Origin of the sequence: Bacillus sp. G402 (genome assembly GCF_051172515.1) — a bacterium.
Lineage (GTDB): Bacteria > Bacillota > Bacilli > Bacillales > Bacillaceae > Bacillus > Bacillus altitudinis.
In genome coordinates this window covers 104,242-117,398 of the sequence record NZ_JBPIZC010000001.1, presented here as the reverse complement: position 1 = coordinate 117,398, position 13,157 = coordinate 104,242, and the positions used below count along the sequence as shown (strand labels likewise).

The 13,157-nt window shown below is 41.7% G+C and carries 13 protein-coding genes and 1 other annotated feature (1 of these 14 running past the window's edge); all 13 genes read right to left on the bottom strand.

The annotated features are described in order from the left end of the window. Positions 1-26: 26 nt before the first annotated feature. Positions 27-500, bottom strand: a complete 474-nt coding sequence (gene greA, locus ACSBQP_RS00580; protein ID WP_007501433.1) for a transcription elongation factor GreA — start codon at positions 498-500, stop codon at positions 27-29. Between the two features lie 648 nt (positions 501-1,148). Beyond that, a complete protein-coding gene (gene udk / locus ACSBQP_RS00575; RefSeq protein ID WP_007501435.1) occupies positions 1,149-1,781 on the bottom strand; it encodes a uridine kinase in 633 nt (210 codons plus the stop codon). 7 nt (positions 1,782-1,788) lie between these two features. Then, positions 1,789-3,057 (bottom strand): peptidase U32 family protein, encoded by a 1,269-nt coding sequence (locus ACSBQP_RS00570; protein ID WP_017358097.1) that lies wholly within the window; start codon positions 3,055-3,057, stop codon positions 1,789-1,791. A gap of 20 nt (positions 3,058-3,077) precedes the next feature. Continuing rightward, positions 3,078-4,007, bottom strand: a complete 930-nt coding sequence (locus tag ACSBQP_RS00565) for a peptidase U32 family protein (protein WP_052320978.1) — start codon at positions 4,005-4,007, stop codon at positions 3,078-3,080. Next, positions 4,004-4,669, bottom strand: a complete 666-nt coding sequence (locus ACSBQP_RS00560) for an O-methyltransferase (protein ID WP_060832470.1) — start codon at positions 4,667-4,669, stop codon at positions 4,004-4,006. The genes ACSBQP_RS00565 and ACSBQP_RS00560 overlap by 4 nt, the downstream gene beginning before the upstream one ends. Positions 4,670-4,881: 212 nt before the next feature. After that, positions 4,882-5,964, bottom strand: coding sequence for an endolytic transglycosylase MltG (gene mltG, locus ACSBQP_RS00555; RefSeq protein ID WP_411238037.1), 1,083 nt, complete (start codon positions 5,962-5,964; stop codon positions 4,882-4,884). Positions 5,965-6,037: 73 nt separating this feature from the next. After that, the gene (locus tag ACSBQP_RS00550; protein WP_210552101.1) at positions 6,038-7,126 is read right to left on the bottom strand and encodes an acetyl-CoA C-acyltransferase; all 1,089 of its coding nucleotides are present in this window, start codon (positions 7,124-7,126) and stop codon (positions 6,038-6,040) included. Then, a complete protein-coding gene (locus tag ACSBQP_RS00545; RefSeq protein ID WP_272753968.1) occupies positions 7,114-8,571 on the bottom strand; it encodes an acyl-CoA synthetase in 1,458 nt (485 codons plus the stop codon). Before ACSBQP_RS00545 ends, ACSBQP_RS00550 begins: the two co-directional genes overlap by 13 nt. Beyond that, a complete protein-coding gene (locus ACSBQP_RS00540) occupies positions 8,571-9,137 on the bottom strand; it encodes a biotin transporter BioY (RefSeq protein WP_272753969.1) in 567 nt (188 codons plus the stop codon). The genes ACSBQP_RS00545 and ACSBQP_RS00540 overlap by 1 nt, the downstream gene beginning before the upstream one ends. A gap of 155 nt (positions 9,138-9,292) precedes the next feature. Further along, positions 9,293-9,577: a DUF1292 domain-containing protein gene (locus tag ACSBQP_RS00535; protein WP_017358102.1), complete on the bottom strand. Its 285-nt coding sequence runs from the start codon at positions 9,575-9,577 to the stop codon at positions 9,293-9,295. Between the two features lie 15 nt (positions 9,578-9,592). After that, positions 9,593-10,009: a Holliday junction resolvase RuvX gene (ruvX, locus tag ACSBQP_RS00530; protein ID WP_003216519.1), complete on the bottom strand. Its 417-nt coding sequence runs from the start codon at positions 10,007-10,009 to the stop codon at positions 9,593-9,595. Between the two features lie 3 nt (positions 10,010-10,012). Next, complete coding sequence (locus ACSBQP_RS00525) at positions 10,013-10,279, bottom strand: IreB family regulatory phosphoprotein (RefSeq protein ID WP_024718370.1); 267 nt, start codon at positions 10,277-10,279, stop codon at positions 10,013-10,015. An 89-nt stretch (positions 10,280-10,368) separates the two neighbouring features. After that, positions 10,369-13,005 carry an alanine--tRNA ligase gene (gene alaS / locus ACSBQP_RS00520; protein WP_017367696.1) on the bottom strand — a complete coding sequence of 879 codons (2,637 nt, stop codon included), beginning with the start codon at positions 13,003-13,005 and terminating at the stop codon, positions 10,369-10,371. Positions 13,006-13,083: 78 nt separating this feature from the next. After that, positions 13,084-13,157: a binding site (T-box leader), on the bottom strand (it continues 134 nt past the right edge of the window).

Genomic DNA, 13,157 nt, shown 5'->3' with positions numbered 1-13,157 from the left:
ACGAGGTGTTCATCGTATAAACGTAATTATGAAATTTTTACAATTTGGACGAACATTTCTCCGCCAGGTGTTTGAACAGTGACTTTGTCGTCTACTTGTTTGCCTAAAAGACTTTTTGCAATTGGTGAATCGTTTGAAATTTTGCCTTCAAACGGATCAGCTTCTGCACTTCCTACAATCGTATAAGACTCTTCTTCACCGTCCGGTAATTCAACGAATGTCACCGTTTTACCGAGTGAAACAATATTTGAGTTACCTTCATCTTCAATAATTTTGGCATTACGAATCATATTATCAAGCGTTGTAATACGACCTTCTACAAACGCTTGCTCTTCTTTAGCAGAATCATATTCCGAGTTTTCAGAGAGGTCTCCAAAACTTCTAGCGATTTTAATACGCTCTACAACCTCTTTACGTTTAACCGTTTTCAAATATTCAAGCTCTTCTTCTAATTTGCGCTTTCCTTCTTCTGTCATTGGAAATACTTTCTCTTGTGCCATGAATCATTCACTCCTTCTATTAATCCTCATCATACAAGCTTTCTGCATGTGAGTGACGACTGAAATATACAAGAATGAGGACATATTCCGGCCCTCATTCCTTCTGTCCCATATTCGTAAAAGTCCATCTTACATGGCGTCCCTTTTAGATGCAACTATTATGCCTTTTTATTAGGCAGGAACAGCAGCGGTCTCATGATGATGTATTATCTTCATCGCACAAACTGTGGAAAGGCACAGGAAGCTCCTGTACCTCGTTCGGCCATTTCGATCATATGTAGAAGAATAGCTTATCCATTCTCCATCTTCCAATACATAATATGGTCAGTGTACGATATGTCTATGCTATATTATTACAAAATTGCATTTTGATCAAGAATTGTTTGAAAATTTGTGATGATTTGTTTGTCGTTTTTTTAATATACTTTTACAAAGCAGGAATAACTGAAACTTTCAGCATCCCATCGTGATTTTCCTGTCTCCATTTCGCAGCATTGTTTTCCTATCATATCAAATCTTTTATTCAGGGGGCTGCTTCTTACAATGCTCATCGATGATTTCAGACTAGCCATTACTAAAGTATTGACTACAAGAGCATGATGTTGAAAAGACCTTTACGTCGTAAAGGTCTTTGTTCTTCTCCACCATTTACTCTCCGCGGTTTTGAAGAATCGTTTGAATTTTTGTCACCATGAGGTCAATGGCCACATGATTTTGACCGCCTTCTGGGATGATGATATCGGCGTATCGTTTTGACGGTTCAATGAATTGATTGTGCATCGGTCTGACGACAGATACATATTGTTCAATCACGGAATCAATCGATCTGCCTCTTTCTTTCGTATCACGTAAAATACGGCGAATGATCCGAAGATCTGCATCTGTATCCACATACAGTTTAATATCCATTAAGTTTCTTAGGCGTTCGTTTTCAAGAGCAAAGATTCCTTCAACGATGATGACATCTTTGGGTTCAACATGTACCGTCTCTTCTGAACGTGTGTTTAGTTTAAAATCATAAATCGGTTTTTCAATGGACTCGTACTTTAGCAGCGCTTCTACATGCTCAATCATCAGGTCATTGTCAAAAGCAAGCGGATGATCATAATTGGTCAGCAGGCGCTCTTCAAATGGCATATGACTTTGATTTTTGTAATATAAATCTTGCTGAAGCATGAGGATTGAATGCCCTTTAAATTTTTCGTAAATGGAATTGGTGACGCTCGTTTTACCTGAACCCGAGCCGCCAGCGATTCCAATCACCACTGGTTTTTTCCCCATGTGCCGGTTATTTCCCCTTTCTCATCATGTTGCTAGGGTATACTTTTTGATCAAGCTTAAATTTCACAATTTGCAGTGGATGACGAGCGGCATCGAGTTCGTTCCCTTTTTCGTCCCAAATCGTCTCAATCTTGCATGTGAAATTTTCGATTTCTGGACCGAAAAATTCAACTTCGTCGCCAGCTTTAAAGAAATTACGCTGCTGTAATGTGACAATTTGTTCTTGTTCATCATAATGAAGTACAAGTCCGACGAAATCAAAGGTCGTTTTCTTTCCGTGAATGCCAAACATTTGTTCATCCGTCCCTGGTACACCTTCAAAAAAGGCAGGAGCCGTGTCACGGTTGGCACATTTGTCTAATTCATCGAGCCATTCTTGTTGAATGACGAAATTGTCTGGGTCCGCACAGTAAGCATCAATGACTTTACGATAGACACTGACAACTGTTGCTACATAATGAATGGACTTCATTCGTCCTTCGATCTTTAAGCTATCAATTCCCATTTCGATCATTTGCGGTATGGATTCGATGAGTTTTAAATCTTTTGGACTCATCGCAAATGGTGCGTCTTCTTCACCGAATAAAGGCGCTTCCTCAGAGCCTTCTAGTTTATAAAGGTCATAATCCCAGCGGCAAGATTGGCAGCAGCCTCCGCGGTTTGAATCTCTCGCTGTCATATGGTTACTGAGCACGCAGCGGCCAGAATAAGCAATACACATGGCCCCGTGAATGAACGTTTCGATTTCAATATCCACTTTTTCTTTCATTTCTTTAATCTCTAGAGCGCTTGTTTCACGTGCAAGGACCACACGCTCAAGCCCCTCTTCCTTCCAAAACTGCACCGCTTTCCAATTTGAAAGAGACTGCTGTGTGCTTAAGTGGACTTCAAGCTTTGGAGCTACTCGTTTGCATGTTTCAATAATGAGTGGATCAGCGACAATAATTCCCGCTACACCGGCTCCTTCAATCCCTTGAAGATATTCTTCCAGCCCGTCCATGTTTTCGTTGTGGGCGAAAATATTCGTTGTCACATAAATGCGAGCACCGTATTTGTTCGCAAATGCGACACCTTCTGCCATTTCTTCGATTGAAAAGTTATCTGCATTTGAACGAAGTCCAAATTCTTTCCCACCAATAAAAACAGCGTCTGCTCCATAATGCACAGCAATTTTTAGTTTTTCTAAGTTTCCTGCTGGCGCAAGCAGTTCTGGTTTTTTTGTAATGACACGTTTTCCATCGATCACTTCAGAAATTCCATCTTTTAAAAGTGCCATTTCCTCTGCCTCCTTTTATCTTAATAAACCGTTTCTTTAAAGAAGAATCCTGTATCGATTGAGCGGTTGACAGGCTGGATCTCTTCAATACGCTCCACCCATTCATCTTTCTGATCTTCATAGGCTTCCTTATCAGTCACTAGTAAATCAATGGCTTTTCGATAGAGGGATGTCACCTCTGTCATATAAGAAAGTGACTTTAAAATTCCGTCAATTTTAAATGAGTCAATGCCTGCGTCGACAAATTCTTCTAATTCATCAATCATACATACATCATTTGGACTCATAATGTGTGTGCCATTTTCATCCTCAAAAATAGGATATTTGTTTTGGCGCTCCTGGTCGTGAAGGAATAGACCTTCTTCCATATTTCTGCCTTCCACGTCCATTTGTTTGCCTTGATATTCAAAATAGTTGCCAACAAGTGTCCGTTTGGATTGGAACATACAGGTCATGCCGTGGACTTGAATTTCAATCTCCACTTCAGCGTTTTCTTTGATATCAATCACGCTATCCATATTGAGTTCTTTGGCAAGAACAGCACGTGTTGCGCCTTTTTTGCCCCAGTAGTTACAAGTGTAATAGTTTGTCCCAGTTGTTTCTGTACTCCAGTGTAGATTCAAGTTGACACCTGTTTCTTTTGCGGCCATGATCACTGCCGGATCTCCAAAAACGACACCATCCACGTTTAACCCATCGAGAAAGGTTAAATAATCTCCAAGCAGTGCCACACGGTCATTATGAAAAATCGCATTCATGGCGACATATACTTTTTTGTGATGTGCATGCGCGAGTTGAACCGTTTGTTTCACATCTTCTCTTGAAAATTCACCTGCAAGACGGATTCCATATGTTTGTTCACCTATTAAAAATGCGTCAGCACCCGCTTCAATGAGCGGCAGTACATCCGACACCTTGCTTGGCGTCACAAGCAATTCTGGTTTTTTCATGATTGGTCACCTCTTTTTGTACTAATGGCGATCCCATCTCCAACCGGAATGATACACGTTTGGTAGTCAGAATTTGACATCAGCCATTGATTGTATCGATCAATTTTGCCTATTAATTGTTTTTTTCGTTTATCTTCAATTTCTTCTTCATAATTTGTCGCAACTAAGCCTTTAAATAATACGTTGTCTGTAATAATCATTCCGTCATCGGACAGCATCGGTTCAAACAGCTCAAAAAAGCGTTGATACTGACCTTTTGCCGCATCAATGAAGATCACATCATAGGGCGCCATCGTCTGAACCGTTTTAGCTGATTCCATCGCATCGCCAAAAAACACGTGAATTCTATCTTTGAAATGTAATTCTTCAATATTCCGTGTCGCTTCCTCATAACGTTTTGCATTTCGCTCAATCGTATAGATTTCAGCATCTGGCAGAGCTTCTGCCATTCGAATCGCTGAATAGCCAATCGCTGTCCCAACCTCAAGAATCTTCTTCGGTTTTTTCAAAGAAAGCAGCTGCAATAACAGTTCAATGCTCACCTTTTCCATGATTGGCACATGATGCTCTTTCGCATACTCCTCTAATTGAGCGATGGCATCAGGACTCGGCTCAATTAAATCTTCAATATAATCATTTATTTGATCATCTTCGATTGTCATTATATGTCTAGCTCCTTCATGACCTGAAAAAGAAGAGTCCTGCCTATTGCAGCTCTCTTTCTCGTCAATCTTTCGTTCATCTAAGTAAAAACAACCCGATATATTTTACCACAAAGATGTGGTAATTGCGAACCTATAAAATGGATATAACAACGAAAAAAACTGCAGGCAATTTCACCATTGTCTACAGTCTTTTTCCTTTCACATGAGCGCTAGTTGCTGCCTGTGATGTATTTCGCTTTTGCTTTGTTGTGCTCATTTAACGTTTTCGTAAAGACGACTTCGCCATTTTTCTTTGCTAGGAAGTAAACAAAATCTGTTTTCTCTGGATGGAGTGCTGCTTTCCAAGAAGATTCTCCAGCATTGGCAATAGGTCCAGGCGGCAGCCCTTTGTTTGTATACGTATTATATGGTGATTTTACTTTTAAATCTTTGTAATAAACACGGGATTTATGCTCGCCAAGCGCATAAAGAACGGTTGGATCTGTTTGAAGCGGCATATCCTTTTTCAACCGGTTATAAAACACACTTGATATTTTTGACCGGTCTGTTTTTTCAGTTGCTTCCATTTCTATCAGGGATGCCATCGTTAGGACATCATGGATGGACATCTTTCTCTTTTTCATGTCCTTTTCATACGTTTTTACATATTGATCTGTTTGTTTAATCATTGTGTCAATGATGGTTTCAAGTGATTCATCCTCACGATAAAACGGATACGTCGCCGGGAATAAATATCCCTCTAACGGATGCTTGACCTGTTTCCCGTTCACTTGTGATGTCACCGTTTTCGGGTACTTTTTCATCAATTTTTTAATAAAGGTTGGATCATCCAGCTTCGCTTCAACTTCTTTCGCTGAAAAATTCGTCTGGTTTGCAATAATAGCTGCAATATCAGACAACTGTTTCCCTTCAGGTATCACAAGCTGAAATGCGTAGTCTGTCCCGCCAGATGTCAGCTTTTGAATTAGCTGATCCGCATCCATTGTTTGTTTGAGATGAAAATAGCCCGCTTTAAAGCCTGACGCTTTTTTGTACTTTGCATAGTAAGTGAAAATCGTGTCATTTGAAATCAGCTCATTTTCTTTTAAAATGCTCGCAATTCCACTGACAGATGTCCCATTTGGAATATGAATATTAATGGTTTGTTTGCTTTTTTGATCGACCGGCCCGAGTGCTGATTTTACATATAAAAAACCTGATAATGCTGCAATGATGATCACAGCAAGTACAGATAACAGGACGATCCCCATTTTTCGTTTAAAAAATGGTCGTTTCTTTTGTTCTGAAAACATGCATGGCCCTCCTCACATCTAGCTTTTATAGTACATGATTCGACGGAGTTCGGCAATTACTTGCTCATGCATGTCATGACAGAACTTGCCATAGTGTGGCTAAACCGACACCGCCTCCACTTCCAATTGCAGCCATGACATAGCTTCCATTCGGTAGGGCGCGGGCTTCGTAAAACAGTCTCACCATCATAGCAGCTCCCGAGGCGCTATATGGATGCCCAAGACAAAGCGCACCGCCTCTTTTATTGATACGGTCATAAGGAATACCTAGTGTCCGGGCAATGAGCACTACTTTGAGCGCAAACGCTTCATTGATTTCAAAAAGTGCAACATCTTCTATCTTCACCTGTTCTTTATGTAAAAGTTTCTTGATTGCATCAATTGGTGAAGCAGCAGGATAATGCGGGTCTATAGCGGTCACGGCACTCCCGATATACCGCAGCATAGGGCTGAAGCCTTTTGCCTCCGCTTCCGCTCTTTCCATCACAACGACGGCAGCTGCACCATCTGCTTCTTTACAGCTATTGGTCACAGTCACAGTACCTTTGCCTGGTAAAAAGACAGGTTTTGCCCGCTTTATCAAGCTTGCAATCGGTCTTATTTTAGCTGCCGCTTCATCTGTACTCATCCCGCTAATCGGAACAATTTCTTCTGAATACGTTCCTTGCTTGAATGCGGTTATACTTCGTTCCCAGCTTAAAAGTGCATAGTCATCTTGCTCTTGTCTCGCAACTGAAAATCTCGACGCCGTCAGCTCTGCCGCTTCCCCCATATGAGGGTCCCCTATCCACTCTGGAGAAAAGCGGGCCCTTTCTTTCATTGGTGACCGAGAAATGCTTTCCGTTCCACCAGCGATATACATTGATCCCTCCCCCGACTGAATCATGATGCACGCCGTTCTAATGGCTTCAAGACCGGAAGCACACTGCCTATCAATGGTCATACCCGGAATATGTAATGAAAGCCCTGCTTCTAACGAGGACAGACGGGCAATGTTGCCACCACCCCCGACGACATTGCCTAAAATGATGTCATCTGGCTTGGTCACGTTTGAAAAATGCTGGATCAAGGGCGCGGCTAGATGCTCTGGCTGGTAATCCTTCAACATTCCATTTTTCTCACCGAAGGGCGTCCGCTTCGCTTGTACGATCACGGCTTGCATGATAATTGTTCCTCCGCCCACTTTTTCATACTGGCACGAGCGATTTTCCCTCCTGATGTTTCGATCATTTTGTCCGTGACGAGCCATTTTTTTGGTACTTTGTATGCCGCTAATGTTTCTTTTACAGCTTGCCGAATGGTTTTTGTTTGCTGTACATTCTCAATAATGGCAACAGGGATTTCGCCCCAATATGGATCAGGAAGTCCAATCACGATTGACCGATTCACCTCTGGCTGTTCATTCAGCACACGCTCAATTTCCTCTGGAAAAATATTCAGTCCCCCATAGACAATCATGCCATTCTCTCGGCCGCTCATATACAAGTAACCATCTTCGTCGAGCCACCCCATGTCATATACGGTCAGCCACTCTTCGGGCGGCTTTTCATCTTGTAAATAGCCTGAAAAAGACATTGGGCTTTTCACATAAATTCTCCCTATTTCATTTGACTTGCAAACGGTTTGATCTGCCCTCCTGACTTCAACCTGAATAGAAGGAAAAGGTTTTCCGACAGAAGTAGGTTTTTGCAGAAAGTCATCAGAAGATAAATAGGAAACAAAACTCAATTCTGATGTTCCATAAAAATCAAAAAATGTGATGTGAGGATAGCGGTTGACGAGCTGTTTTTTTGAAGAGTTTCCCCAATCTGCACCAGAAGACAGGACAAGAAGCGGATTCTTTCCGAAAGCATCCATTTGCAGTAACGATTCTGTCATGGTCGGAACCGTATAAATAGCCGTGATGTCTCCTCTTTCTAAGATGTTTTTTGCTTTCTCTGGCACAAATTTTTCTAACAATGTCACGGTGCCCCCGAAATAAAGTGTGCTGATCGCGCCGTATAAAAAATGAGAGGATAAAAGTGTGCCCAAAATCAGTACATGATCTTGATGTGTGATCCCAAAGACGGATGTTGTCATTTGAAAGCTCTCGATCCATGACTGCTGGCGTCTTATAAAGGCTTTTGGCGATCCCGTTGATCCTGAAGTAAATCCCATATAAAAAGCAGGATCTTCCTCCGGTTCACCTTTGTTCGATTGAACGTTTATGCTGAGGCTGATTCTTTCTTTCCATTCAGATAAAGAGAGCACTGGCATGTCCAGCTTGTACTTTTCAATCCTTTTGATATATCGATCTTCCACAATGACAAGGTCCGCGTCGCTTAATAAGAGCTTTTCCGCGCATTCCTTGTCACTCCACCGCGGATCAAGAGGCACCGCTGTCCATCCTGCAGAAGCTGCGCCAGCAAATAGTTGGAGAAACGGAACACCATTTGATACTAAAAAAGCGACTCTTTTTTGCTGATGAGGCGTTTCTTTTAACCATTGTGCAGATGACTGCACACGCTCATGCCAATCTTCATAAGTGATCTTCTCTTTTTCATCTATGATCGCCATCTGACCTGGCTTCGCTTTTGCATGAGCTGCATAGCTTTCCGTCATTCTCATCAAACTGCTCGCCTCCCTCTATGTAAGTCCCTTTTTCGATATGACATCGCTTGAATGATTTTCACCGTGAAGACGGCACATATCCCTGCTTTGATCAGATCACCCGGTAAATAAATGACGCTGAACAGAGCTGCTTGCGTGATCTTTATATGCATCATCATAGCTTGAAAGGGAATTCCGCTTATATATAATATCCCGATACTGCATACCGCATAGATCAAAAATAGTCGTAAGGCCGTCACTTTCTTCAGCCGGTTCAGCCACAGGCTGATCATAAAGGCAGCCACTGGATAAGCAAGTAAAAAACCACCGCTTGGCCCAAAAAAGACCCCTATTCCGCCTCTCCCTCCAGATAAAAGAGGTGCGCCTGCTGCCACTATTAGAAGAAACAGAAGTAAACTAATCAGCGCTTGCTTTGGTTTTAACAGCCCTCCAGCAAGCAAAAGACCTGCGGTTTGTAAGGTGATTGGTACAGGTGTAAACGCAAGAAAAATAGGCGGAATCAATCCTAACATCCCAATAACTGCTGTCATTAATGCCATTTGCATCATATCGTGAATTTTCAATTTTCATACCCCTCACTCGATTCATTATTAAAAATAGCGTAAAAGGTCGAGCGATATATGTCAACTAAATTTCAATAATAGTTTACATATAGAATGTAAAAAAAGACCTGTGAAGAAAGATCACAGAGATCATGTTCACAGGCCTTTTATTCGTTCTATTCTTCTTCGTCTTCTTGATCTAAGAACGTATTTAACGTTTCTTCAATCATGTCCCACTCTTCATCCGTTTCAATTGGCTCTAATTCGCCATCTTCACCGTCTTCGTTTGGTGTGAAGCTTGATGCATGAATTTCAATTTCTTCGTTATCTTGTTCAGAAATTGGGTAGTAAAGAACATATGATTTGTTAAAATGGTCGCTTTCAAAAGTAAATAGTACTTCGCAAAGCTGCTCATTTCCATTATCATCAACGATTGTAATTTGCTTTTCTCCGTGTTCCATTTGATTCACCTCATTTTAATTTAAGCTGTCTAAATACCCTTGAAGGATCATAACAGCCGCCATTTTATCAATGACTTTTTTACGCTTTTGTCTGCTCACATCTGCAGAGATGAGCATTTTTTCTGCTGCCATCGTTGACAGACGCTCGTCCCAAAGCACAACAGGAACATTGTACGTGTTTTCTAACACTTTCGCAAATGATTGGCTGGCCTCGCCTCTTGGACCGACCGTACCGTTCATATTTTTTGGAAAACCAAGGACAATTTTATCCGTTCCATATTGCGAGACGATCTCAGACAGGCGGCTGAGACCAAAGTCTCCGCCTGCTTCATCAATTTTAATGGTTTCAATCCCTTGAGCTGTCCATCCCATTTCATCACTGATTGCCACACCAAGGGTTTTCGTGCCTAAATCTAAGCCTAAAATTCTCATGTTTTACGCCTCTTTATGTGTCTCTAAGTACGATTTAACCAATTCCTCAATTAATTCGTCTCGTTCTAGTTTACGAATTAGGTTGCGTGCATCCTGATGTCTTGGAATATAAGCAGGGTCGCCTGACAGCAAGTATCCGACAATTTGATTGATCGGGTTGTATCCTTTTTCTTGGAGTGCGTCATAAACTGTTATGAGCACTTCATTCACATTGGTTTCAGCTGAATCATCAGAGAAGTTAAACTTCATTGTCTTATCAAATGAACTCACTGCTTCTTGCACCTCTCTTCCAACATTCTACTAGCAAGCTTTTTTCTAACCGCTCATCTAATACCATTATTCTACACTACATTGACTGATTATAAAACGGATTTGACAGATTCTTCGACAGTTGCCAGTGCTTCTTCAAGCTTTTCTGGCTGTTTCCCGCCTGCTTGTGCCATATCTGGGCGTCCGCCTCCGCCTCCGCCGCAAATTTCAGCTGCCTGCTTCACAAGTTTTCCTGCATGAAGACCTTTTTCAATGACATCTTTTGTCACACCGGCTGAAATGTTGACTTTTCCATTTTGAACGGCACCAAGTACGATGACAGCTGAACCTAATTTCGCTTTTAATTCATCAACCATCGTTCTTAAATGGTTCATGTCTTTGGCGTTTACTTTTTCAGTTAACACGTTCACTCCGCCAACTTCGATAACTTTTTCCAAAATAGAGCCAGCTTCTGCTTGACTTAATTTCGCAAGAAGTGATTCGTTTTCTCTTTGAACTTCTTTTAAATCAGCCTGCAAGGAAGCGATGCGTTTTGGTACATCTTTTGTATTTGATTTCAGTTCATTAGCTGCCTTTTCTAAAATCGCAAGCTGATCATTTAATTCTTCATAAGCACCTTTACCTGTTACAGCCTCAATACGGCGTGTTCCAGCACCAATACCCGATTCAGATGCAATTTTAAACAATCCGATCTCCGCAGTGTTTTGAACGTGACAGCCTCCGCATAACTCGATGCTGTAATCACCCACTTGCACCACACGGACAATATCGCCATACTTCTCACCAAACAGCGCCATTGCGCCCATTTCTTTTGCTTCAGCAATTGGTTTCAGGTCAATGGCAACCGAAATGCCTTCCCAAATCTTTTCGTTGACGATTTTTTCAATTTGTGACAATTCTTCTTTTGTTACTTGTCCAAAGTGAGAAAAGTCAAAGCGAAGTCTGTTTTCATTCACAAGTGAACCCGCTTGGTTAACGTGGCTACCCAATACATCTTTTAGCGCTTGGTGCAAAAGATGTGTCGCTGTGTGATTTTTCACAATGCCTTTTCGAAGCGCTGATTCGACTTCTGCAGTGACTTCAATGCCTTTTTGAACCGTACCACTTACGACGACTCCTTCGTGGACATGCTGGCCGTTTGGCGCCTTTTTCACATCTTTGATATCAATGATCGCTTCGGCACTTTTTAACGTTCCTTTATCCGCCACTTGTCCGCCGCTTTCCGCATAGAAAGGTGTTTCATCTAATAAAATTTGCACCGTTTCCCCTTCGTGTGCTTCTGTGACAATTTCACCGTTTTGAAGCAATTCGATAATACGAGCATCTGCAGTTAAATTTTCGTAGCCAACAAACGTACTTTCTGCTTTTATATCGCCTAAAGCCCCGCCTTGAACCTGCATACTGCCCACATCTTGTCTGGCATTTCTTGCACGTTCACGCTGCTTCTCCATTTCTAGCTGGAAGCCTTCACGATCGACTGTCATGTTCTCATCTTCAGCATATTCTTCTGTGAGTTCGACCGGGAATCCATATGTGTCATAAAGCTTAAACACATCTTTACCGGAAATTTGTGAGCTGCCATTGTCTCGTTCTTTTTTGATCACTTCTGATAAAATGGCTAACCCTTCATTCAGTGTCTCATGGAAACGCTCTTCTTCATTTTTGATCACTTTTGCAATAAATTCTTCTTTTGCTTGAACATCTGGATAGAAATCCTTCATGATCTCCGCAACAACTGGAACTAGATCATACATGAATGGACGGTGGATATGGATCGTTTTTGCATAACGCACAGCACGGCGCAGCAAACGTCTTAACACATAACCTCGGCCTTCATTAGAAGGAAGTGCTCCGTCACTGACGGCAAAGGCAACAGTACGAATATGGTCAGCAATGACTTTAAATGCTGTGTCTTTTTCTTTTGACTCCCCATAGCTTTCTCCAGAAATCGTTTCTACTGCACGAATAATCGGCATGAACAGGTCTGTATCAAAGTTCGTCGGTACGTTTTGAATCACAGAGACCATACGCTCAAGACCCATTCCTGTATCAATGTTTTTCTTCGGAAGCGGTGTATATGTACCATCTGGATTATGGTTAAATTCAGAAAAAACAAGATTCCATACTTCTAGATAACGTTCATTTTCTCCGCCTGGATATAATTCAGGGTCGTTCATGTCGTTGCCATATGCTTCGCCGCGATCATAGAAAATTTCTGTATTCGGACCACTTGGCCCCTCGCCAATATCCCAGAAGTTGCCCTCTAGACGAATAATTCGTTCCTCAGGGACACCCATTTTATCTCTCCAAAGAACATATGCTTCTTCATCCTCTGGATGTACCGTTACAGATAACAGATTCGGATCAAAGCCAATCCACTCGTCACTTGTGAGGAATTCCCAAGCCCATTCGATTGCCTCTTCTTTGAAATAGTCTCCAATAGAGAAGTTGCCCAGCATTTCAAAAAACGTATGATGGCGTGCTGTTTTCCCTACATTTTCAATGTCATTTGTACGAATTGATTTTTGTGCGTTGCAAATACGTGGATTCTCAGGCACGACGCGGCCATCGAAGTATTTCTTTAATGTTGCCACCCCGCTGTTAATCCATAAAAGTGTTGGATCGTCATGCGGTACGAGGGACGCACTCGGTTCGACAGCATGTCCTTTTTCTTTAAAAAAATCTAAAAACATTTGACGTACTTGAGCTGAAGTTAAAGTTTTCATCATAAATCCTCCCTTTTTATTCTCAATCTTCACACAAACGAAAAAACATCCCGCCCTATGCAAGCAAAAAACTACTTACACAGGGACGAGATGCTCTCGCGGTACCACCCTGATTATAGACATATGCGTCTATCACCTTCACATCCGATAAC